Origin of the sequence: Micromonospora sp. NPDC003816 (assembly GCF_042874705.1) — a bacterium.
In the GTDB taxonomy this organism is placed as follows: domain Bacteria; phylum Actinomycetota; class Actinomycetes; order Mycobacteriales; family Micromonosporaceae; genus Micromonospora.
The window spans coordinates 283996-305380 of record NZ_JBIANP010000006.1; the positions used below are offsets into that span (position 1 = coordinate 283996).

22 protein-coding genes are annotated in these 21385 nt (G+C 71.5%); 15 read left to right on the forward strand and 7 right to left on the reverse strand.

Annotated features, from left to right (window positions below; all coding sequences use genetic code 11):
• Positions 1–118 precede the first annotated feature (118 nt).
• The 9 genes from ACFYTT_RS21250 to ACFYTT_RS21290 all read left to right on the forward strand — a co-directional run bounded on the left by ACFYTT_RS21250 (position 119) and on the right by ACFYTT_RS21290 (position 9505).
• Positions 119–1273, forward strand: a complete 1155-nt coding sequence (locus ACFYTT_RS21250; protein WP_387261345.1) for an alkaline phosphatase PhoX — start codon at positions 119–121, stop codon at positions 1271–1273.
• 95 nt (positions 1274–1368) lie between these two features.
• A complete protein-coding gene (locus tag ACFYTT_RS21255; RefSeq protein ID WP_131051734.1) occupies positions 1369–1584 on the forward strand; it encodes a hypothetical protein in 216 nt (71 codons plus the stop codon).
• Between the two features lie 82 nt (positions 1585–1666).
• Complete coding sequence (locus tag ACFYTT_RS21260; protein ID WP_387261348.1) at positions 1667–2959, forward strand: M16 family metallopeptidase; 1293 nt, start codon at positions 1667–1669, stop codon at positions 2957–2959.
• A gap of 174 nt (positions 2960–3133) precedes the next feature.
• On the forward strand, positions 3134–4480 hold the full coding sequence (locus ACFYTT_RS21265; protein WP_176095066.1) for a pitrilysin family protein: 1347 nt from the start codon (positions 3134–3136) through the stop codon (positions 4478–4480).
• A 73-nt stretch (positions 4481–4553) separates the two neighbouring features.
• On the forward strand, positions 4554–5576 hold the full coding sequence (locus ACFYTT_RS21270) for an aspartate-semialdehyde dehydrogenase (RefSeq protein ID WP_176095065.1): 1023 nt from the start codon (positions 4554–4556) through the stop codon (positions 5574–5576).
• 60 nt (positions 5577–5636) lie between these two features.
• On the forward strand, positions 5637–6053 hold the full coding sequence (locus tag ACFYTT_RS21275; protein ID WP_131051738.1) for a CBS domain-containing protein: 417 nt from the start codon (positions 5637–5639) through the stop codon (positions 6051–6053).
• 200 nt (positions 6054–6253) lie between these two features.
• The gene (locus tag ACFYTT_RS21280; RefSeq protein WP_131051739.1) at positions 6254–6622 is read left to right on the forward strand and encodes an SCP2 sterol-binding domain-containing protein; all 369 of its coding nucleotides are present in this window, start codon (positions 6254–6256) and stop codon (positions 6620–6622) included.
• The gene (locus ACFYTT_RS21285; RefSeq protein WP_131051740.1) at positions 6622–8682 is read left to right on the forward strand and encodes a glycogen debranching N-terminal domain-containing protein; all 2061 of its coding nucleotides are present in this window, start codon (positions 6622–6624) and stop codon (positions 8680–8682) included. Before ACFYTT_RS21280 ends, ACFYTT_RS21285 begins: the two co-directional genes overlap by 1 nt.
• Positions 8683–8758: 76 nt before the next feature.
• Entirely contained in the window at positions 8759–9505 is a 747-nt protein-coding gene (locus tag ACFYTT_RS21290) for a 1-acyl-sn-glycerol-3-phosphate acyltransferase (protein ID WP_131051741.1), read from the forward strand.
• Positions 9506–9582: 77 nt separating this feature from the next.
• Here ACFYTT_RS21290 and ACFYTT_RS21295 read toward each other — a convergent pair whose 3' ends face one another.
• The 4 genes from ACFYTT_RS21295 to ACFYTT_RS21310 all read right to left on the reverse strand — a co-directional run bounded on the left by ACFYTT_RS21295 (position 9583) and on the right by ACFYTT_RS21310 (position 13408).
• Complete coding sequence (locus tag ACFYTT_RS21295; protein WP_387261355.1) at positions 9583–10284, reverse strand: hypothetical protein; 702 nt, start codon at positions 10282–10284, stop codon at positions 9583–9585.
• Between the two features lie 79 nt (positions 10285–10363).
• Complete coding sequence (locus ACFYTT_RS21300) at positions 10364–11077, reverse strand: response regulator (RefSeq protein ID WP_387261358.1); 714 nt, start codon at positions 11075–11077, stop codon at positions 10364–10366.
• Positions 11050–12240, reverse strand: coding sequence for a hypothetical protein (locus tag ACFYTT_RS21305; RefSeq protein ID WP_387261361.1), 1191 nt, complete (start codon positions 12238–12240; stop codon positions 11050–11052). Before ACFYTT_RS21305 ends, ACFYTT_RS21300 begins: the two co-directional genes overlap by 28 nt.
• Positions 12230–13408, reverse strand: coding sequence for a sensor histidine kinase (locus tag ACFYTT_RS21310; protein ID WP_387261364.1), 1179 nt, complete (start codon positions 13406–13408; stop codon positions 12230–12232). Before ACFYTT_RS21310 ends, ACFYTT_RS21305 begins: the two co-directional genes overlap by 11 nt.
• A gap of 319 nt (positions 13409–13727) precedes the next feature.
• Between ACFYTT_RS21310 and ACFYTT_RS21315 the strand changes: the two genes are divergently transcribed.
• The gene (locus ACFYTT_RS21315) at positions 13728–15248 is read left to right on the forward strand and encodes a PQQ-dependent sugar dehydrogenase (RefSeq protein ID WP_387261367.1); all 1521 of its coding nucleotides are present in this window, start codon (positions 13728–13730) and stop codon (positions 15246–15248) included.
• A gap of 387 nt (positions 15249–15635) precedes the next feature.
• Here the strand turns inward: ACFYTT_RS21315 and ACFYTT_RS21320 are convergent, their stop codons facing one another.
• Positions 15636–16424, reverse strand: a complete 789-nt coding sequence (locus ACFYTT_RS21320; protein WP_387261370.1) for a helix-turn-helix domain-containing protein — start codon at positions 16422–16424, stop codon at positions 15636–15638.
• Between the two features lie 46 nt (positions 16425–16470).
• Entirely contained in the window at positions 16471–17991 is a 1521-nt protein-coding gene (locus ACFYTT_RS21325; RefSeq protein ID WP_387261373.1) for an alpha/beta hydrolase, read from the reverse strand.
• Between the two features lie 470 nt (positions 17992–18461).
• Here ACFYTT_RS21325 and ACFYTT_RS21330 point away from each other — a divergent pair, with 470 nt between their 5' ends.
• The gene (locus ACFYTT_RS21330) at positions 18462–19865 is read left to right on the forward strand and encodes a tyrosine-type recombinase/integrase (protein WP_387261376.1); all 1404 of its coding nucleotides are present in this window, start codon (positions 18462–18464) and stop codon (positions 19863–19865) included.
• On the opposite strand, the gene ACFYTT_RS21335 is transcribed toward ACFYTT_RS21330, so the two are convergent.
• Positions 19856–20248: a helix-turn-helix domain-containing protein gene (locus ACFYTT_RS21335; RefSeq protein WP_387261379.1), complete on the reverse strand. Its 393-nt coding sequence runs from the start codon at positions 20246–20248 to the stop codon at positions 19856–19858. The genes ACFYTT_RS21330 and ACFYTT_RS21335 overlap by 10 nt on opposite strands.
• Before the next feature lie 160 nt (positions 20249–20408).
• Here ACFYTT_RS21335 and ACFYTT_RS21340 point away from each other — a divergent pair, with 160 nt between their 5' ends.
• The 4 genes from ACFYTT_RS21340 to ACFYTT_RS21355 are packed head-to-tail and all read left to right on the forward strand — an operon-like array spanning position 20409 to position 21359.
• A complete protein-coding gene (locus ACFYTT_RS21340) occupies positions 20409–20630 on the forward strand; it encodes a helix-turn-helix domain-containing protein (protein WP_387261382.1) in 222 nt (73 codons plus the stop codon).
• Entirely contained in the window at positions 20627–20893 is a 267-nt protein-coding gene (locus ACFYTT_RS21345) for a hypothetical protein (RefSeq protein WP_387261385.1), read from the forward strand. The genes ACFYTT_RS21340 and ACFYTT_RS21345 overlap by 4 nt, the downstream gene beginning before the upstream one ends.
• Positions 20890–21171 (forward strand): WhiB family transcriptional regulator, encoded by a 282-nt coding sequence (locus ACFYTT_RS21350; protein WP_387261388.1) that lies wholly within the window; start codon positions 20890–20892, stop codon positions 21169–21171. The genes ACFYTT_RS21345 and ACFYTT_RS21350 overlap by 4 nt, the downstream gene beginning before the upstream one ends.
• Positions 21168–21359: a hypothetical protein gene (locus ACFYTT_RS21355; protein ID WP_387261391.1), complete on the forward strand. Its 192-nt coding sequence runs from the start codon at positions 21168–21170 to the stop codon at positions 21357–21359. Before ACFYTT_RS21350 ends, ACFYTT_RS21355 begins: the two co-directional genes overlap by 4 nt.
• Positions 21360–21385 lie beyond the last annotated feature (26 nt).

Sequence of the window (21385 nt, forward strand, 5' to 3'; positions counted from 1 at the left end):
CCTGACGGTGCGCGGATGCTCACCTTCTCGTCGCCGAAGCCTCGTCTCAGGTTCACCCTGATCGATGAAACGCTCGGTAGTTTCGGCGCGACCGACAGACGTCTCCCGAGGGGTTCCGATGGATCGTCGTACCGTTCTGCGTACCGCCGTCGCCGGTGGCGCCGCCGCCTTCTCCGGCGGTCTCTGGGTCGGCGCTGCCGTCGCCGCCCCTGCTCAACCCGGTGCCGGCCCGTACGGTCCGCTGCGCACCGCCGACGCCAACGGCATCATGCTGCCGACCGGATTCACCAGCCGGGTGATCGCCCGGTCCCGTCAGGCGGTGCCCGGCACGTCATACGTCTGGCACGACGCACCCGACGGCGGCGCCTGTTTCGCCGCCGGCACCGGCTGGATCTACGTCTCGAACTCTGAGATCACACCGGGCGGCGGGGCCTCGGCGGTCCGGTTCCACGCCGACGGAAGCGTCGCGTCGGCGTACCGGCTCCTCTCCGGCACCAACCAGAACTGCGCCGGGGGCGCCACCGGGTGGGGCACCTGGCTCTCCTGCGAGGAGGTGAGTCGCGGGTACGTCTACGAGACGTACCCGCAGGGCGGCACCACGGCGGTGCGGCGGGCGGCGATGGGCCGCTTCAGGCACGAGGCCGCCGCCTGCGACCCGGACCGGCGGGTGATCTATCTGACCGAGGACGAGACCGACGGCTGCTTCTACCGTTTCCGGCCGACGAACTGGGGCGACCTCTCCACCGGCACGCTGGAGGTGCTGGTCGCCGGCAGCGGCACCAGTGGCCCGGTCACCTGGGCGCGGGTGCCCGACCCGGCGGCGTCGAGCACGCTCACCCGCCGCCAGGTCTCCGGCGCCAAGGGCTTCAACGGTGGAGAGGGCTGCTGGTACGCCGACGGCACCTGCTGGTTCACCACGAAGGGCGACAACCGGGTCTGGGCGTACGACGCGGTCCGGCAGCGGATCGACCTGGCGTACGACGACTCGCTGGTCTCCGGCACCGCACCGCTGACCGGGGTGGACAACATCACCGGTGCCCGCTCGGGTGATCTCTACGTCGCCGAGGACGGCGGCACCATGGAGATCTGCGTGATCACCCCGGACGAGGTGGTCGCGCCGTTCCTACGGATCACCGGCCAGTCCTCCTCGGAGATCTGCGGGCCGGCCTTCTCGCCCGACGGCACCCGGTTCTACTTCTCCTCGCAGCGCGGCGCCAGCGGGTCCTCCTCGGGCGGTATCACCTACGAGGTCCGTGGGCCGTTCCGCGCCTGAGATGCAAGGAGGGGACCCGGGTACGACACGAGGCGTTAGTAAGGGGCCCTTCCTTACACGCGTGTGAGCAACGGGGTGGGGGTAAAGGAACCGGCATGACGAACGCGCAGAGCGACCAGGAGCGGATCGAGTCGCGGGCCCACCTGCTGCCGGAGGAGGCGGCGGTCGGCAGCGACGACCCCCAGGCCCAGGCCGACGCGATCCTGACCGAGTCGGACCTCCGCGAGGCCGACCGCAACGCCGCACCGGACACCGTCCTGGAACGGCGTACCTCGGAGCAGACGGTGACCCCGATCGAGCCGCCGGACTGACCGTGTCGGGACGCGGACGCCCGCGACACGGGCGCCGCGTCCCACCCCCGCCCGGGCCGGGAGATCGGATAGCGTCGGGGCCATGCCCGACAGCGGTTATCCCTGGCCCATCTCGACGACCCGACTGGACAACGGCCTGCGCGTGGTGGTCAGCGAGGACCGCACCGCCCCGGCGGTCGCGGTCAACCTCTGGTACGACGTCGGCTCGCGGCACGAGCCGGCCGGACAGACCGGTTTCGCACACCTCTTCGAGCACCTGATGTTCGAGGGCTCGGTGAACGTCGCCAAGACCGAACACATGAAGTTGGTGCAGGGCGCGGGGGGTTCGCTCAACGCCACCACCAACCCGGACCGCACGAACTACTTCGAGACGGTCCCGGCCGAGCACCTCGAACTGGCGCTGTGGCTGGAGGCCGACCGGATGGGCGGCCTGGTGCCGGCGCTGACCCAGGAGACGCTGGACAACCAGCGGGACGTGGTCAAGAACGAGCGCCGTCAGCGCTACGAGAACGTGCCGTACGGCGACGCCTGGCTGCGCCTGCTGCCGCTGCTCTATCCGCCGGGCCATCCGTATCATCACGCCACCATCGGCTCGATGGCCGACCTGAACGCCGCCGACCTGGCCACCTTCCAGGCGTTCCACCGGACGTACTACGCACCGAACAACGCCGTGCTGACCGTGGTCGGTGACACGACCGTCGACGAGGTCACCGCGCTGGCCGAGAAGTACTTCGGCGCCATCCCGCCCCGGCCGGAGATCCCCTCCGCCCCGGACGGCCTGGTCATCGCCGGTAGCGGCGAGCCGGTGGGGGAGACGGTGGTCGCGGACGTTCCGGCGCCCCGGGTGTACGTCGCGCACCGCACGCACCCTTTCGGCACCCCCGGGTACGACGTGGTGACGGTGCTCGCCACCGTGCTCGGCAGCGGTCGGGGCAGTCGCCTCTACCAGCGCCTCGCCGACGGTGAGCGGATCGCCCAGCCGGATCTGGTCGGGGCGTACGGGGTGGACCTGGCGCACGCGCCGGCACCGCTGATCGCCACCGCCACCGCCCGTCCCGGCGTGGACGCCGAGCGACTGGCCGCCGGGCTGGCCGAGGTGATCGACGAGCTGACCACCGTGCCGGTCACCGCCGCCGAGCTGGACCGCGCCAAGGCGCTGCTGACCACCGCCTGGTGGCGGCAGATGTCCACGGTGGACGGTCGGGCCGACGCGTTGGGCCGGTACACCACCCAGTTCGGTGACCCCCGGGTGCTCGCCGATCGGCTGCCGGGCTGGCTCGCGGTGACCGCCGAGCAGATCGCCGAGGTCGCCGCCGACGTGCTCGCCCCCGCCGACCGGGCGACTCTGACCTACGTTCCGGAGGACAACCGGTGAGCGCGAGGAGTGAGCGGCGCGGACCGGTTGGTGGCCGTGGCCTGGTGTACGCGAGCCCCGCAGTCGCGAACGAAAGGAAAGCCCGGTGAGCGCGAGGAGTGAGCGGCGCGGACCGGTTGGTGGCCGTGGCCTGGTGTACGCGAGCCCCGCAGTCGCGAACGAAAGGAAAGCCCAGTGACGTTGATTGCCGATCGTCCGGGACCGGGTGCGGCCCGTCCGTACCGGTTCCCGCAGGTGGTGCGTCGGAGCGTGGCGGGCGGTCAGGTCGTCGCCGCACACCTGCCGGGACAGAACCTGGCCGTCGCGTTGCTGCTGCTCGACGCGGGCGCGGGCCGGGAGCCGGTGGGCAAGGAGGGGCTGGGCGGCGTCCTGGCCAAGGCCCTGGAGGAGGGCACCAGCCAGCGGGACGCCACCGCGTACGCGTTGGCCATCGAGGCGCTCGGCACCGAGTTGGTGACCGGGCTGGACTGGGACACCTTCCAGGCCAGTGTGCAGGTGCCGGTGGACCGACTGGGCGCCGCCGTGGAGTTGCTCGCCGAGGCGGTGCGGACGCCGAGGCTGGACCCGGACGACGTACGCCGGGTCCGGGACGACGAGGCGACCGCGTTGCGGATGGACTGGGCGAATCCGGGTCCACGGGCCGACGCGGCGTTGCGCGCCGACCTGTTCGGTGGCGACACCCGGTGGGGTCGCCCGATGTACGGCGACCCGGATTCGGTGGCCGGGCTGGACGTCGAGGACGTCACGGTCTTCCACTCGGAGTGGTTCATCCGCCCGGGGACGCTGGTCGTCGCCGGTGACCTGGACCGGCTCGACCTGGACGCGCTGGCCGCGACGGCGTTCGCCGGCACCGGTGGTGGACCGGTGGACCGGGGCACGCCGATCGAGGTGCCGCTGCGCTCCGGCCGCCGGGTGATCCTGGTCGACAGGCCCGGTTCGGTGCAGTCCACGCTGCGGCTCGGGCATCCGGCGCCGCACCGGGCCCACCCGGACCACGTGCCGATCGCGCTGGCCGGCACGGTGCTCGGTGGTGCCTTCACGTCCCGGCTGAACCACCTGATCCGTGAGGTACGCGGCTACACGTACGGCATCCGGGGTGACTTCGCCTCGTCGCGCCGGTTCGGCCGGTTCGGGGTCAGTTCCGGCGTGCAGACCGCCGTCACCGCGCCGGCGCTGGTGGACGCGGTCGGGGAGATCGCGCGTACCCAGGCCGGTGGGGTGACCGAGGAGGAGCTGGCGGTGGCCCGGTCCTGGCGGGCCGGGCAGCTCTCGGTCGAGTTGCAGAGTCCCCGTGCGATCGCCGGTGCGCTCACCACGCTCGTGGTGCACGACCTGCCGGACGACTACCACGCCCGGTTGCGCGAGTCGTTGCTCGCCGCCGACGTGGCGGAGGTCTCGGCGGCGGCCGCCGCCCACCTGTTCCCGGAGTCGCTGACCCTCGTCGTCGAGGGCGACGCGGCGGTGATCAGGGACGAACTCGTGGCGGCGGATCTGGGCGAGGTGATCGACGCCACGCGTTGATCAGGCGATCGGACGGTCCGGGCGGTGGGAAAGCGTTCCCATCGCCACCGGCCCGCTGGGTAGCCTCGCGGGCATGAGGATCGGCATTGTGGGGGCCACCGGCCAGGTCGGTGGCGTCATGCGGCAGGTGTTGGCGGATCGGGAGTTCCCGGCGGAGCAGGTGCGGTTGTTCGCCTCGGCGCGGTCGGCGGGGCGGACGCTGCCGTGGCGCGGCGAGGAGGTCACGGTCGAGGACGCGACCACCGCCGACTACTCGGGGCTGGACATCGTCCTCTTCTCGGCGGGCAAGGGCACCGCCAAGGAGCTGGCGCCCCGGGTCGCCGCCGCCGGGGCCGTGGTCATCGACAACTCGTCGGCGTTCCGGATGGACCCGGAGGTGCCGCTGGTGGTGGCCGAGGTCAACCCGCACGCCGCCACCGTCCGCCCCAAGGGCATCATCGCCAACCCGAACTGCACCACGATGGCCGCGATGCCGGTGCTGCGTCCGCTGCACGCCGAGGCGGAGCTGGTCGGCCTGGTCGTCTCGACGTACCAGGCGGTGTCCGGTGCCGGGCTGTCCGGCGTGGCCGAGCTGGACGAGCAGGTCCGCAAGGTGGTGGAGACCGCGTCCGGTCTGACCTTCGACGGTGCGGCGGTGGAGTTCCCGGCCCCGCGCTCGTTCGCCCGGCCGATCGCGTTCAACGTGCTGCCGCTGGCCGGCTCGATCGTCGACGACGGCTCCGCCGAGACCGACGAGGAGCAGAAGCTGCGCAACGAGAGCCGCAAGATCCTGGAGATCCCCGAGCTGAAGGTCTCCGGCACCTGCGTCCGGGTGCCGGTGTTCACCGGGCACTCGCTCCAGATCAACGCGCGGTTCGCCCGGCCGATCAGCCCGCAGCGGGCCCACGAGCTGCTCGCCGACGCGCCGGGCGTGGCGCTCTCCGACGTGCCGACCCCGTTGCAGGCGGCCGGGCAGGATCCGACGTTCGTGGGCCGGATCCGCGCCGACGAGACGGTCCCGCACGGGTTGGCCCTGTTCTGCGCGAACGACAACCTGCGCAAGGGTGCCGCGCTCAATGCCGTGCAGCTCGCCGAGCTGGTCGCCGCCGAGCACTGAGCGTTACTGCCTGCGGTCGTGGGGTAGACACCGGGTTGCCCACACCGAGAGGGAGGCGCCATGACAACGGTCGGAGACTTCATGACGACCCGGGTGGTGACCATGGACGGCAGCGCCACGCTCGCCGCCGCCGCGCAGGAGATGCGGGATTCCGCCATCGGCGACGTGGTGGTGTGCGACGGCGACAACGTGGTCGGCATCATCACGGACCGGGACATCACGGTCCGGGGCGTCGCGGAGGACATGGACCCGAACACCGCTCAGCTCGACCAGATCACCTCGAAGGACGTGATCACGGTCAGTCAGTACGACGACGCCGTGGCCGCCGCCGACCTGATGCGGACGTATGCCGTACGCCGGCTGCCGGTGGTCGAGGACGGCCGGCTGATCGGTCTGGTCTCCATGGGTGACCTGGCCGTGGAGCGGGAGCCCCAGTCGGTGCTGGCCGACATCAGCGCCGACGATCCCAACAACTGACGCCTCCCCGCCCGTGCGACGCCGGTCCCCGCCTCGGGGGCCGGCGTCGACGCTTCCCGCCGCAGGCGTGCCGGCAGCGCCGCGCCGCCCGTCGGTCGCGGTGAGGATCCCGCTCAGCTCACCCGATCCGGGCGAGGTTGACCCCGTCGCGCATGGGGACCCGCCTTCCGGAGAGCACAGCGACCGGGAGGAGTGCGGTGATGTCGGACGCGACCACACGGTTCTTCGAGGACCTCGACCACCGGGGGTACGAGCCCCTGCTGGCGAAGTCGTCGGGCGCCCTGCGCTTCGATCTGCACGAGGGGCCCCGGACCAGCCACTGGCTGCTGCGCATCGACCGGGGGAACCTGACGGTCTCCCGGGAGGACCTGGCGGCCGACACCGTGGTCGGGACCAGCCCGGAGCTGTTCGAGGATCTGGTGACCGGTCGGGAGAATGGGCTGGCGGCGCTGCTGCGCGGGGACGTCACGGTCTCCGGCGACGCGCGCCTGGTCGTCCAGGTGGACCGGCTCTTTCCCGGGCCGCCGCAGGCCGAGGGGCCGCGTCGGTACCGCAAGGGGGTCCGCTGATGGCTCCCAGTCACACCGTACGGATCCTCGACGGCAGCACCTTCGTGGTCTGCGAGGCCACCGGCGACATCGAGGCGACACCGACCGAGCCGACCGGGTTGTTCTCCTTCGACACCCGCTACCTGTCGAAGTGGGTGCTCACCGTCAACGGTGAGCGGCTGAACGCGCTCTCCTACGACGATCTCCAGTACTTCGAGTCGCGCTTCTTCCTGGTGCCCGGCCTGGCCACGCACTACGTGGACGCGAAACTGTCGATCATCCGCGAGCGGGCCGTCGGGGGCAGCTTCCGGGAGAACATCACCATCCTCAACCACGACGAGAAGGCCGTCGACCTCCAGGTGCGGATGGACGCGGCGTGCGACTTCGCCGACCTGTTCGAGGTCAAGGACGAGATCCTGAACAAGAAGGGCGAGACGTACGCCGAGGTGGACTCGGACAAGCTGCGCATCGGCTACCGGCGCGGCAACTTCCGGCGGGAGACCGTCATCTCCTCCTCCGAGCCGACCCGGTACGACCGCAACGGCTTCTCGTACACGATCCACCTGGAACCGAACGAGCAGTGGCACACCACCATCGACGTGCAGACGCTGGCGCTCGGCCCGGACCACCGGGACCTGCGGATCGGGTTGCGGGTGCACGGCACCGAGCGGCTCGCCCTCCAGCACGACCTGGAGGAGTGGATCGCCAAGGCGCCGAAGGTGAACAGCGAGCACGACCAGGTCGCGGCGACGTACCGGCGGTGCATCGTGGATCTGGCCGCGCTGCGGTTCGCGCCGCTCTCGCTCGGCGGACAGACGCTGCCGGCGGCCGGCCTGCCCTGGTTCATGACCATGTTCGGCCGGGACAGCATCCTGACCTGCCTGCAGACCCTGCCGTTCACGCCCGAGCTGAGCGCCACCACGCTGCGGATCCTCGGCGCACTCCAGGGCACCCGGTGCGACGACTTCCGGGAGGAGGACCCGGGTCGGATCCTGCACGAGATGCGCTACGGCGAGAGTGCCGCGTTCGAGGAGCAGCCGCACTCGCCGTACTACGGCTCGGTGGACGCCACCCCGCTGTTCGTGGTGCTGCTCGACGAGTACGAGCGGTGGAGCGGAGACGCGGCGCTGGTCAAGGAGTTGGAGCAGGAGTGCCGTCGGGCGTTCCGGTGGATGGACGATTACGCGGACCTCGTCGGCACCGGCTACATCTGGTACGAACGCCGCAACACCGACACCGGCCTGGAGAACCAGTGCTGGAAGGACTCCTGGGACTCCATCTCGTACGCCGACGGCAGCCTGCCGCCGTTTCCCCGGGCCACGTGTGAGGTGCAGGGGTACGCGTACGACGCGAAGATGCGCGGCGCCCGGCTGGCCCGCGAGTTCTGGGACGACCCGGGGTTCGCCGACCAGTTGGAGCGGGAGGCGGCGGCGCTCAAGGAGCGGTTCAACCGGGACTGGTGGGTCTCCGACGGCGGCTACTACGCGTTGGCGCTGGACCCGGAGGGACGACAGTGCGACGTGCTCACCTCGAACATCGGTCACCTGCTCTGGAGCGGGATCGTCGACGAGGACCGGGCCGCGCAGATCGCGCACCACCTGGTCGGGCCGCGACTCTTCTCCGGCTGGGGGGTACGCACGCTGGCCGAGGGCGAGGTGCGGTACAACCCGATCGGCTACCACAACGGCACGGTCTGGCCGTTCGACACCTCGTTCTGTGCCTGGGGCCTGCGCCGGTACGGCTTCGCCGAGGAGGCGGCCGTCATCGCCAACGGCATCCTGGACGCCGCCCGCTACTTCGACGGGCGGCTGCCCGAGGCGTTCGGCGGCTACCAGCGTGAGCAGACGAAGTTCCCGGTGGAGTACCCGACGGCGTGCAGCCCGCAGGCATGGTCGACGGGGGCCCCACTGTTGCTGCTGCGCACCATGCTGGGCCTGGAGCCGCACGAGGGTCACCTGGCGGTCGAGCCACGGTTGCCGGTGGGCATGGGTCGGATCGAGGTGTTGGACATCCCGGGCCGATGGGGGCGGGTGGACGCCTTCGCCCGTGGTCGGCTCGAACTGCACAAACTCGCCGACTGAGGGCGCGGTCATGGTGGCTGAGCAGCCCGGACGGGCGTCCTACCAGCGCGTAACCTACTAGGGGTAAAGTTACCGGATGCCGGAACTCGTGTATCCGCCCGTGATCGCCGCCTGTAAGACGATGTTCCGCGTACTCGACCTGAAGCTGGCCGTGGAGGGGGCGCACCACGTGCCCCGCACCGGTGGTGTGGTGCTGGCCAGCAACCACGTCAGCTACCTGGACTTCATCTTCTGCGGGTTGGGGGCGCTGGATTCCCGGCGACTGGTCCGGTTCATGGCGAAGGACGCGGTGTTCCGGCATCGGGTGTCCGGCCCGCTGATGCGCGGGATGCGGCACATCCCGGTGGATCGGCAGGCGGGTGCCGAGTCGTACGCCGCCGCTGTGCGCGCGTTGCGGGCCGGCGAGGCGGTCGGCGTGTTCCCGGAGGCCACCGTCAGCCGGTCCCTGACCCTGCGGACTCTCAAGAGCGGGACCGCCCGGATGGCCCGCGACGCCGACGTGCCGGTGCTGCCGGTGGCGCTCTGGGGCGGCCAGCGCCTCTGGACCAAGGGCCGACCGCGCACGCTGAGCCGGCGGCACACCCCGATCACCATCCTGGTCGGCGAGCCGATGCTGCCCGGCGCGTACCCGGACACCGCCGCGATGACCGCCGACCTGGCCGCCCGGCTCGGCGCGATGGTGGACCGGGTCCAACGGGAGTACCCGGACCAGCCCGCCGGGCCGGAGGACCGCTGGTGGCTGCCGGCCCACCTCGGCGGCACCGCGCCGACCCCGGAGCAGGCCGACGCCATCGACGCCGGACGGGGTGCCCGAAACCCCTGACCCGCCCGGCGCACGACAGACCGTGCCGATCGGACCGGCGCGGATCAGGGCTGTGCGGGTTCAGGTCGGCGGGCGGATCACCGTAGCCCGGAGGCCGCGTCGTACGGCATCGGATCGGAGTGCCGGGGCCGGTAGTAGTCGTCCCGGGAGTGGAACTCGACGGGCAGAGAGCCGGGCAGCACCACCCGCGCCGGACCGGCCAGTGGCGTACTGCGGGCGACCCGGGCCAGCGCGTCCCGCTCCGGCGGCGACAGGTCCACCAGCTCCGGCCGGGTGAGCCGAAAAACGGCCACCGCGCGGCGGATCTGCCGGGCCAGCTCACTCACCTCGGCACGCTGCCCGGTCAGGCCGAGCGCCGGCTGTCGGATGGTCCGCAACGCGTCGCAGACCACCAGCAACCGCATCTCGTCGTCGCCGGTGCCCGGCAGCCACTCCAGCCGGGACGGCCACTGCCAGCGGATCTGCCCGCTGACCAGGCCCGGGGTCCGGCCGCCCGGGCCGGAACGGGAACCGACCAGGGCGAGGTGCGAACGCGTCCCGACGTAGACCATGCGGAAATCGGTCACGGTGAGGGTGACCGGGGCGGGCAGCGTCCACGACCGGGAGGCGTCCGTGGGGCCGAGCAGGTAGCCCGCCACGTTCAGTCGGTGGCGGCCGAGCACCTGCTCGCCGGCCTCCGGCACCAGCTCGTGCCGGCGGTCCAGGACCGGGCCGGCGTCGTCGTGCACCGCGTCGAAGCGATGCGGGGCGATGAAGAACGGGGACGCATCATCGTGCATCGGGACGGAACCTCCGGTGCTGGCGGGGGCATCTGATCACGAGCCTCGCCCAATCCGACACTCCCTGTCATGACGCCCGTTAGGGGGTCGGCCAATCGGTCGACGCGTGCGACCGATAGATGCCTATTTCCTCTGGTCGGACTAGTCCGTCCTCGATCGCCCGGGCGAGCAGTGCCGCCTTGGTGGCCGCTGGCCGTCCGGCCCGGGTGTACTTGATCCGCGCCCGGTCGACGTACTGCTTGACGGTGTGTTCGCTGATCCGCATCCGGCGGGCCACCGACGCCTTGGACATCGACTGGAACCAGAGCAGCAGCGCCTCGCGCTCCTTGTCGGAGAGGACCGGCCGGTCCGGTCGGGGGTCACCGACCATCGCGCCCGCCAACGACGGGGCGACGTACGGACGGTCGCTCGCCGCGTCCAGCACCGTCGCCACGCAGTGCTCCCGCCCCTCGTGCTTGGCGAGGAAGGCCACCGCCCCGGCATCGAGCGCGGCGAGCATGGTGCGCGGATCGGAGTGTTCGGAGTAGACCACCAACCGCCGGCCCGAGGCGCAGAGCTCGGCGAGCTTGTCCAGCACCAGCCGGCCGTGCAGGCGCAGGTCCAGCAGCACCACGTCGGCCTCGGGCGCGGCTCGCAGCACCTCGTCGGGGTCGTCGCCGGTGGCGAGTACGGTCAGTCGCGGCTCGGTGGCCAGCCAGGCGCGTACCCCGTCGATGACCACCGGATGATCGTCCACAATGGCCACTCCGACGGGGCGGTGTGGCGTCAACGGCGCCACCGCGTCTGCGTCCATCTGATCTCCCCGTCCCGTTCGTGTACCTGTTCGACCTGCGCGTCACCGTCCTCCGGCGGCGGCCCGGTGGCCTCCGGGCCGCCCCGGTCCGGTGTGACCAGGCTGACCACCACCTCGTCGGGGCCGGCGACGACTGTCATCCGGGCCCACTCCCGTGCCTCGGCGAGGACGGCGATGAGCGGATCGGTCAGGCTCCGGCGGACCTGCACCGGCAACGGTGGCGGTGCACCAATTGTGACCAGGTCGATGGGCAGACCGTTGCGCTCCGCCAGGTCGGCTGCGGCACGAAGCTCGTGCAGGAGCGGATGCGGCACGTCGTCGGACTCAGCGATCAACCGACGCAACTGTCCGGCCGCGCGTACGCAGCGGCGCTGCACCTCCGGGTCGGCCGGATCGGCCCGGCCCTGCGCCAGCTCGGTCAACACCTCGCTGGCCGCCGCGCTGGCCAGCGCCAGCCGCTCCCGCCGCTCCCGTCGGGCGTGCTCGGCGGCCTCCCGTTCGGCCACCATCGCGTTCGTGGTCGCGACGGTGGCGGCCCGCTCGCGAGAGAGCAGCGACAGGGCCACCGCGCCGACGAAGACCGCCGCCGGCAGCGAGGAGGTGCCGTACAACGCCATCGTGGAACGGGCCAGGTCCGCCGCGCCGGTCGCGCCGTACAACGCGACGGCGGACATCGCGATCGCCGCGTGCGCCACCAGCAGGGCAAGCAGCCAGCGCACCCGCTGCCCCCAGAGCACCACCAGGAAGAACCAGGCGAGCGTGCCCCAGACCCAGTTGGCGGGACTGAACAGGTGCGCCCTGCCGACCGCCGCGAAGACCACCACGTCGACCGCCAGCAGCAGCCCGGCCATCGGCGCCGCCGGCAGCGGGCGGTCGTGCAGCAGGCGTACGCCGGCGGTCACCCCGGCCGCCGTCACCAGCAGCCAGCCGCCGAGCACCACCTGCGGCACCGCCAGCTCGGACCAGGCGGACAGCACCGCCGGCAGCCCGATCGCCAGGTGCCAGACCAGCGCGATGGTCACCGCGACGACCCGGGCACCCCGGTCGGAGATCCGCGCCACCGCAGCCGCCGCCCGGCCGGCGTCGGCACCGTCGACCGTCCCGGGGGTACGCGCCGCGGGCCGCACCACCGCCCCGGGTGCCGTCCCCGCCTCAGCCGACATCCGACCACTCCAACCGGATCCGGGTGCCGTGACCGGGGGCGGAGTCCACCTCGGCCCGCCCGCCGATCGTGGCCATCCGGCCGTGGATCGACTCGCGCAGGCCGTACCGGTGCGCCGGGACGGTGCTGGGGTCGAAACCGGGACCGTCGTCGACCACCTCGACCGCGACGGTGCCGGTGATGCGCCGCAGCCGCACGGTGGTGGCGGCGCCGGGCGCGTGCCGGAGCACGTTGGTCAGCGCCGCGTGGGTGCTCTCCGCGAGCGCCTCGGCGACCGGCGCCGGTGCCGGGCACGGCGGCAGGTCGGCGTTGACCGGCAGTCCGGGCAGCCGGGCGAACACCGCCCGCAGCCGTTCGTCCACCCGGGCCGTGCCGCCCGCCGGCACCGACCGGGCGTCCGCCAGGGCGGCGAGGGTACGCAGATCGGTGGCGCACCGGTCGCGCAGGGCCGGCGACGGGCCGGGTACGGCACCCTGTCCGACCATGGTCAGCGTCGCCAGGACGGTGTCGTGCAGGTCGCGGTTCTGCTGCCGTTCCGACTCCCGCGAGGTGCGTGCGAGCAGCGCCTCCCGGGTGGCCTTCTGGCTCGTCACGAACTCGGCGTCGGCGCGGAGCATCCGGCGACGCATCACCGCGGTCATCATGGCGGTGCAGGCGATCTGTGCCAGCAGCGTCACCGAGTGGGCGCCGGCCTCGACGGGGTCCGCGGCCGCGTACGCGCCGACGGCGTAGCTCGCGGTGACCAGTAGACCGGCGGTGATCGACCAGCGCGCCGGAGCGGTCGCCTGGGCGTTGATGACCGTGGTGCTGGCCAGCACCGCGATCCAGCTCGCCTCGCCGGGCAGCACCTCCGGGGCGACCAGGACCGGCATCGCCAGGCACGCGACGGTGGTCAGGGCCACGTCCCCGGTGACCATGGCCGCACCGATGCCGTGCCGGAAGGCACGCAGCGAATACCAGACGGCCCAGGCGGTCAACACCGTCACGGCCGGGATCAACAACTCGACCCGGACCGGAGGGGTACGGACGGCGAGCGCCACCACCGCGACGAAAAGGCCGCAGGACAGTCGCAGCAATGCCGGTAACCGGGTGAAGATCAGCGTGAACGCACCGGTGGCGGGGCGCTGCACCGAAGTGGGTGGCGCGGTCGAAGCGGTGTGGACCGACATCGGGGGAGGGCGTCCTTTGCGACAATCGACCCGATCCGGGTCCGCGCTGCGGAGATCGACGCCGGAGAATAGCACGTGCCGGCGTTCTCGGTGACCGAGCGTGTCGAGGCTGTTGCTGCTGTGCGGGCGGCCGTCGCCGTCGTCTGGCGACCCGGTCTGGATCACCTGTGTTTCCTACCGTAGTCGATGCGAGTCCGAGACAGAAATATGAATTCTCCCCACCTTTTCCTGCTCCGTGGCCGTTTCTTCGGGGCGCGATCCCGCGCGTCAGGAATTCGCGCATGTTACATTGATTAACATCTCTATTTCGGGAGGTGGCATGAAAATCCGACTCAGGGTCGGGGCCGTACTCACCGCCGGGCTGGTCGCCGGTGCCGTCGGTGTCGGTGGGCTCGCCGGCGCGGTACCCGCCGTCGAACGCCCGTCCGCCGGCACCGCCGCAGCCCCCGGGCTGCTCGCCGTCGGCGACTTCGACTTCACCCGCCCGGAAACGGTCGCCACCGGGCTCCAGGTGCCATGGGGCATGGATTTCCTGCCCGACGGCAGCGCCCTGGTCGCCCAACGTCCCACCGGCCAGGTGGTCCGGGTCCGTCCCGGCCAGCAGCCCGTACCCGTCGTCACGATCTCCGGAGTGGCCGCGACCAGCGAGGGTGGCCTGCTCGGTCTCGCCGTCTCGCCGACCTACGCGCAGGACGGCTGGATCTACGTCTACTTCACCACCGCGACCGACAACCGCATCTCCCGGTTCCGGCTCACCGCCGTGCAGGACCAGCAACCGATCCTCACCGGACTGACCCGTGCGTCGATCCACAACGGAGGCCGGATCGCCTTCGGACCGGACGGCATGCTCTATGTCGGAGTGGGTGACGCCGGACAGACCGCCACGGCCCAGAACCCGCAGAGCCGCAACGGCAAGATCCTGCGCATCCGACCCGACGGCACCGTCCCGCCGGACAACCCGACGGCCGGCTCACCCGTCTACAGCCTCGGCCACCGCCATGTGCAGGGTCTAGCCTGGGACGCCCAAGGCCGACTATATGCCAGCGAGTTCGGTCAGAACACCTGGGACGAGCTCAACCTGATCGTCGCGGGCGGCAACTACGGCTGGCCCACTGTCGAGGGCCGCGCCAACGACCCCCGGTTCCGCGACCCCCTGCTCGTCTGGACGCCGGCCGAGGCGTCCCCGAGCGGCGTCACCATCGCCGGGAACCGCCTCTTCGTGGCCGGCCTACGCGGCACCCGGCTCTGGAACGTGCCGCTGAACGGCTCCGGTGGCGTCGGCACCCCCACCGCCGAACTGCTGGGCACCTACGGACGCCTGCGCACCGTCGAGTACGGCCCCGACGGCTGGCTCTGGGTCACCACCAGCAACCGTGACGGCCGGGGCACCCCGGCGTCCACCGACGACCGGGTGCTGCGCTTCCCGCCCCGCGACGGCACCACCCCGCCGCCCACCACGCCCCCGCCGACCACGCCCCCTCCCACGACGCCGCCTCCCACGACGCCCCCGCCGACGACCGGCCCGGCTGCCTGCGCGGTGAGCTGGACGGCCAACCAGTGGAGCAACGGCTTCACCGCCGACGTGCGCGTCACCAACAGTGGGTCCGCCCTGACCGGTTGGACGCTGACCTGGACGTTCGCCGGTAACCAGCAGGTCACCAACGCCTGGAACGCCCAGGTCACCCAGTCCGGCCGGACCGTCACCGCGCGCAACGTGTCCTGGAACGGCAGCCTGCCGACCAACGGCACGGCCACCTTCGGCCTCCAGGCCACCTACTCCGGCACCAACGACCGTCCCGGCGACTTCCGCCTCAACGGCACGTCCTGCCAGCTGAGCTGATTGCCGTCGGCAGCACGTTGCGCCGGCTCAGCTGATTCCCGCCCGCGTCCCCGGGCGACCGGCGCCACGGCGCCGACCCGGGCAGCCCACCCGTCGACGGTGGGCTGCCCGGGACCATCCCCGTCGCCAGATGCCCGTCCGTGCCTGTGTCGGTGCCGGTGCCGCTCGGTGTGCACAGTGTCCGCACACCCCCTGCGGCTCATCATGATCCGCGCAACTTCACGGATACTGCTGCCTCAGGCGTGCTCGGAGACAGCAATATTGCTGAAGTTGTGCGGATCTTGCCCCGTCCAGCGCAAGCATCCCGCCCCCACGCCGACCCTCTTTCCGGTGTTGCTCGGTGACGGCAAGAGCGTGTTCCCCCGGCGTGAGCAGCGGGAGCAGCGGCTAGCGCTGCGCGACTCCGCTGCCTACGGCAACGGCGTGCTCAAGGCCGTCTACGACGTCGTCCGCTAGCGCCGTGAGCGCGGCGTCGTCGACTGGCGCCGGGAGCGCGATCGCGCCGCCGGCGCCGCTGCGGAGTTGACCGGCGGTACGCCCCACGTACCGTCGCAACGCCCGCGCGAGATGCGGCTCGTCGTAGTAGCCGAGCCGGTCCACGACGGTGCTGACCTGCGCGCCCGTCGACAGCAGCTCCGCAGCGGCCCGGACGCGTCCGATCTGCGCGACGGTGCCCCGGGTGAGGCCGGTGGCGGCCCGAAAGCGGCGCTCCACCGTGCGGCTCGCGGTGGCCACCGGACTGCCGTCCAGTGTCGCCTGCACCAGCGGGTCGCGCACCAGCACGCCGGCGCGGACGAGCCTCGCCACCAGGGCCTCGGCGTCGTCGTCGACACGCGGCGTGTGCCAGCGCCCGCCGTCGAGCCAGAACCGCCCGGAGGTGGTGTCGGGCAGTTCGATCCCCGAGTTCAGCAGCGTCGACGTGGGTGCCGCCCGCAGTACGGTGCCGACGGCGAACTGGACGCCGACGAACCGGGCTTCCTGCGGTACGGGTGCCGAGACGGTGCGGTCCTCCGGGCCGACGACAGCGGCGAACGGCGTACCCCTGGACTCCCAGAACACGAGCCCCCAGGTCTCGCTGGCGACGGACGTCATCTGCGAGACCTGGGTGCTGTGACCGGTCCACACCGAGGAGATCCACGGTGAGTCCGAGGAACGCGACGTGTTCACCAGCCCCACGCCGGCAACACTACGACGTGGCTGTCAGTTCAGGTCAAGACGCCGGTCACTGCGCCACGGCCGGGCACCGGGTGCCCTGCGGGGGCGTCTTGACGTGGATCAGGTACCGCGTGGTGGCGTCGCCGACGCAGTCGCTGCCGAACGAGTAGACGCCGTGCCCCGCACCCTCGTAGGTCAGCAGGGTCGCACCCGACTGGCGCGCCACGTTCCGCGCCCACTCGTGCGGCGTGACCGGGTCGTACCGGCTGTTGAGCACCAGCACCGGCGGCACGCCCTTCCACCGCAGCGGCGCCTGCGGGTTGCGGACCTCGGTCGGCCAGCCCAGGCAGGCCATCGTCGAGCCCCACGCCTGGAGGTTGAGCTTCATCTCCGGTGCCACCCGGGCCAGTCGTTCCTGGTACGCCCGCAGTTGGTCGACGTCGCGCACCGGCAACCTCCAGTCCTGGCAGAAGATGGCGAGGCTCGGATCCTCGACCGGCTCCTGCCCCGGCTCTTGCTCCGGCTCCTGCTCTGTGATCGCCGTCCGCGCCGTGGTGGGGCGGGCGGCGTCCGTCGTGGGGCCGGGCTCGCCCGCCGACAGGCCCGCCAGCCGCTCCGACAACTGCGTCCAGTACGGGCCGAGGAACGTCCACTGGATGTCCTCCAGCAGATCGGTCGGGCTCATCGTCCGCGAGCTGCCCGGGTCGACCAGCTCACCGCGTTCGGCCTTGGCGTACAGCTCCCGGAAGACCGTGCGGGCGTCCTGGCCGTGCAGCGCACACTCGGTCGAGGTGCGGCACCACTCGACGTACCTGTCGAAGCTGTCCTGCGTCGCCTTCGTCTCGCTGCGCAGGAAGTCCCACGTGGTAGCCGCGCTGTGGTCCATCGTGCTGTCGAGCACCATCGCCCGCACCCGCTGCGGGAACAGCGTGGCGTACTGCTGTCCCATCATGGTGGCGTACGAGTTGCCGTAGAAGGTCAGCTTCTTCTCGCCGAGCGCGGCCCGGATGGCGTCCATGTCACGGGCGACGGTCCGGCTGTCGAGGAAGTCGACGTGCGGGCCGCTGTGCTCCCGGCAGCTTTCGCCGTACGCGCGGGTCCAGGCGCGCAGGCCGTCGAACTCCTCGGCGGTGGTGGGGAACAGTTTCGGCTCCGGGCCCTCCGGCACCTGACACCGGATGGGGTCGCTGCCGCCCACACCCCGAGGATCGAAGCCGACCACGTCGAAGCGGCGGCGGACCTCGTCACTGAAGCTGCCGCCGATGCCGCCGAGGATGGCGTCCTGCACCCCCGATGCACCCGGTCCGCCGGGGTTGGTGAGGATCGTGCCGATCCGCGCGGCCGGGTCCGTGGCGGTCCGACGGGCCAGCGCGACGTCGATCGTCGGGCCGTCCGGTGCGGACCAGTCGACGGGTACGGTCACGCTGCCGCACTCCGCCTCCGGCTCGTCGGCACACGGCTCCCACGCGATGCCCGTGCCGGCGGCGGGTGCCTCGGTCCGTGGGTTGGCCTGGGCGGGGGTGATGCCGAGCGCCACCACGGTCGCCAGCGCGGCGGCCGCCGTACCGGTCAGCGTCTGTCGTCTCACGTAACAGCCTCCGTCTCTCGCGGCCCTCCCGTGCCCACCGGAGTCCGACGGTGTCCGGGCCGCTATACACACAGGCTATACACACAGTGTCTAATCCGCGATTCGAGATCACGCCGGATCCGGGATCGAGTGGTTTCGGAGCGCGACGATAGCCACTTGATCCCGGATCGAGCGCGATCTTGTGGTGGATGCGAGAGCAAAGAGCGCGCGAGACGGTTCCGATGTCCGCCATCGCCGCGATCCGGGTGTCGACTCGACTCGGCGACCAGCCGCTGAGCAGTGCGAACAGAGGTGCGCCCGGCAGGATTCGAACCTGCGGCCTTGGGATTAGAAGTCGACCTTGAATGCTGGCGTGACCTGCACCGCCCGGCTATGTCCGCATTCATGTTGTGCGTTGCGTGACTATCGAAGCTCTACTGCGACTCATTCGGCCTTGCTGGTGTCCCCATGGGGACATACGGTCTGTCCCCATGGCGAGCATCGAGCAGCGGGGGAGCGCCTACCGAGTCGTCTGGCGGATACCCGGCCAACCCGGCAAGCAGTACACCACCTGGCCCACGTCAGAGTACGCCGAGCAAGCCTGCGGCATCGTCAACGGACACCGGGGCCGGATCACCGCCGATCGCGTCTACGCCGACATGGGCGTGCCCCAGTTCGTCGAGCCCGGGGACGACGACCGGCCCACCACCCCGACGTTCCGCGAGTGGGCCGAGAAGTGGCTCGCCTCGAAGACCCGCATCAGCCCCGGCACCCGGGCGCGGTACCAACAGCAGTTCCGCGACCACATCTTCCCCGCGTTCGGGGACACCCCCATCGGTGACATGACCCCGATCATGATCGGCGCATGGATCAACGAACTGCGGGCGAACGGGATGAAGACGGGAACGGTCACCCGCTACTACTCCGCCCTCTTCGCTCCACTCAAGGCCGCCGCCGACCAGGGCGTGATCCCCGTCAACCCGTGCAAGGGCACCGACTTCCGGCGCGACGAGCGCGCCGACGACGACACCGGTGAGCACCGCGCCGTCTACCTCACCCCCGAGCAGTACGAGCAACTGCGCGCTGGCTTCGACACGCGGTGGCACACGCTCCTCGACGCCCTGGTCGAGACCGGCGTGCGGTGGGGCGAGGCGACCGCACTGGCCAAGAAGCACCTCGTGCCGCCCACGAAACGCAAGGCGGCCCGGGTGCGTGTGTGGCGGGCATGGAAGCGCGGTGAGGGCGGCCAGCGCTACCTCGGCACCACGAAGGGCCGGGCGAAGCGGTCCCTGCCGATCGGGCGTGACCTCTACACGGCGCTGGCGCAGCTCGTCAACAGCGAGGACGACGAGTGTCTGCTGTTCCGCCGTGCGGATGGCCGCGAGCTGGACTACAGCGAGATGTACAACGACGTCTGGGCGCCGGCGGTGACCCGGGCACGCCGGTGCGCGAAGCACCCGCCGCCGGACCGCGGTGAGCAGCGGCCCGGCGCTGGCGGCCGGTGCAGGGGCTACGGCGGCACCCGGGACAACGGTGAGCCGTGCGGCGCCCGCGTCCGTCCCGGAACAACCCGCTGCGTCAGCCACTACGGGCCAGCCCGCGACGCGGTGTCGACGTGCGGTTGCTCGGGAGTCCTCGTGGTCGGGGAGGCGCCGTCCTGGCACGACCTGCGCCACACCTGCGCAGCGTGGCTGTTCAGCGATCCCAGGATGACGCCCCTGGCCATCTCGCGGCGGCTTGGTCACGCGACGCTGGCCGTGACGTCGGACATCTACGGTGACCTGATGCCGGACCTGGAGGAGACCGTCGTCGACGCCATCGCCGACGCGCGCAAGGCGGGTAAGAAGGCTGGCGGTAAGAAGGTGGCTGCCAAGAAGGCGAAGCGTCAGTCCTGACGGTTGGTGCGGGCGAACAGGTCGTGTAGCCGCAGCATGGCCTCACGCTGCTCGTCGTTGTAGATCGGGTCCCGCAGGATCGCTTCACGGGCATCGGCGGCAGTCCGTCCGGCCGGCTCGTCGCTGTTCTCTGGGGCCGGGGGAGTGCGGCCAGCGAGCTGGTGCGCCTCGCTCATGTTGATGCCGAGGGCGTCGGCGAGCGCGTTGACGACGCGAGCGGTGGGTGGCCGCTTCCCGGCACGTAGGCGATCGACCGTCGTTCGGGCGATGCCGGTTCGTGCCTTCAGCTCATCGTCTGTCCACCCCCGGGAGTCCTGTTCGGTGCGCACGCGCCACCAGAAGTCGTACGCGACGCCCCGATCAGCCCCCTGAGTCACGTGCATGTTGTAGCACGACTGCACGATCCGGACACATACCCATCTCGGACAGTCCTGGCTACGGGACTGTCCGCATCTCGTCTTGTAGCGTCTTGCATCGTCTACGTGCGTCGCGTAGCGTCTGGAAACGCACGGACACGCTACGACTCGATGCAAGGTGGTGCTGGTGACTGAGCAGGAGACGGATCGGCTCTTGACGGTCCAGGAAGTGGCGGACGTCCTCCGGGTCTCCCGCTGGAGCGTCGGCCGCTACATCGCGGCTGGCGTGCTCAAGGCGACCAAGGCCGATGGGCCGAACGGCAGCATCCGCGTCCCGCTGAGCAGCCTCAACGCCTACCTCGCTGCCCACACCGTCACCGCCACCGTCACCGCGAAGGAGACGCGATGACCGCCCCCGCCCCCCCGACCCTGCCCAACCTGCACCTGCTGGAGGAGGTCGCCAAGAAGTACCGGTTGTCGCTGATCGGCCTCCAGCGCAAGGCGCGCAGCAAGGGCTTCACCCACATCAAGATCGGTAAGAAGCGGTACCTCACCGACGAGCAGGTCCTGCATCTGCTCCAGGGCGCCACGGTCACGAGCCGGCGCGAGACCGACCTCGCCGCAACCGGCGAGCGGGCCGCCCGCCGCCGGGGCCGGAAGGCCGCCGCGTGATCACGGCACCTCGCGGCATCGGGCCCCGCTCCCTCGCGCCCGACTTCCTCGACGCCGAGGACGCGCAGCCCCGCTGCGGCACCGCCGACCCGGAGCGGTTCTTCGGCCCGGACATCGTGGCCCGGGCGACCGCCGTCACCTACTGCACGCCGTGCCCGCTGCGTGACCAGTGCCGCGACTGGGCGCTGGAGCAGGGCAACGACCTGTACGGCGTGTGGGGCGGCACCACCCAGCCGGAGCGCAAGCGGCTCCGCCGGTCCGCCCGGACTGCCGCGTGATCGCCCGGGTCGCCGCCCGGCTGGCCATCGCCGTCGGGATCGCCCTGATCGCCGCTGGCATGACGCCGCCCGCCCGGCCTGTCCCGGAGCCGACGTACCACCGGCCCGTCACGGAGGCGGAGGACCGGCAGTGGCAGCTCGACCGCCTGGCCGACGCGATCGCCGAGGCCCGCACCCAGCAGCAGTAACCCGGTGGCCATCCGGCCCCGGATAG

Excerpts from the sequence above, each read along its gene's own strand:
- ACFYTT_RS21345 (WP_387261385.1), top strand. The coding sequence starts at position 20,627 with ATGACCGCCCCCGCCCCCCCGACCCTGCCCAACCTGCACCTGCTGGAG.
- ACFYTT_RS21335 (WP_387261379.1), bottom strand. The coding sequence starts at position 20,248 with ATGCACGTGACTCAGGGGGCTGATCGGGGCGTCGCGTACGACTTCTGG.
- ACFYTT_RS21310 (WP_387261364.1), bottom strand. The coding sequence starts at position 13,408 with ATGTCGGTCCACACCGCTTCGACCGCGCCACCCACTTCGGTGCAGCGC.
- ACFYTT_RS21300 (WP_387261358.1), bottom strand. The coding sequence starts at position 11,077 with ATGGACGCAGACGCGGTGGCGCCGTTGACGCCACACCGCCCCGTCGGA.
- ACFYTT_RS21255 (WP_131051734.1), top strand. The coding sequence starts at position 1,369 with ATGACGAACGCGCAGAGCGACCAGGAGCGGATCGAGTCGCGGGCCCAC.
- ACFYTT_RS21275 (WP_131051738.1), top strand. The coding sequence starts at position 5,637 with ATGACAACGGTCGGAGACTTCATGACGACCCGGGTGGTGACCATGGAC.
- ACFYTT_RS21260 (WP_387261348.1), top strand. The coding sequence starts at position 1,667 with ATGCCCGACAGCGGTTATCCCTGGCCCATCTCGACGACCCGACTGGAC.
- ACFYTT_RS21290 (WP_131051741.1), top strand. The coding sequence starts at position 8,759 with ATGCCGGAACTCGTGTATCCGCCCGTGATCGCCGCCTGTAAGACGATG.
- ACFYTT_RS21315 (WP_387261367.1), top strand. The coding sequence starts at position 13,728 with ATGAAAATCCGACTCAGGGTCGGGGCCGTACTCACCGCCGGGCTGGTC.
- ACFYTT_RS21285 (WP_131051740.1), top strand. The coding sequence starts at position 6,622 with ATGGCTCCCAGTCACACCGTACGGATCCTCGACGGCAGCACCTTCGTG.
- ACFYTT_RS21330 (WP_387261376.1), top strand. The coding sequence starts at position 18,462 with ATGGCGAGCATCGAGCAGCGGGGGAGCGCCTACCGAGTCGTCTGGCGG.
- ACFYTT_RS21280 (WP_131051739.1), top strand. The coding sequence starts at position 6,254 with ATGTCGGACGCGACCACACGGTTCTTCGAGGACCTCGACCACCGGGGG.
- ACFYTT_RS21270 (WP_176095065.1), top strand. The coding sequence starts at position 4,554 with ATGAGGATCGGCATTGTGGGGGCCACCGGCCAGGTCGGTGGCGTCATG.
- ACFYTT_RS21305 (WP_387261361.1), bottom strand. The coding sequence starts at position 12,240 with ATGTCGGCTGAGGCGGGGACGGCACCCGGGGCGGTGGTGCGGCCCGCG.
- ACFYTT_RS21250 (WP_387261345.1), top strand. The coding sequence starts at position 119 with ATGGATCGTCGTACCGTTCTGCGTACCGCCGTCGCCGGTGGCGCCGCC.
- ACFYTT_RS21295 (WP_387261355.1), bottom strand. The coding sequence starts at position 10,284 with ATGCACGATGATGCGTCCCCGTTCTTCATCGCCCCGCATCGCTTCGAC.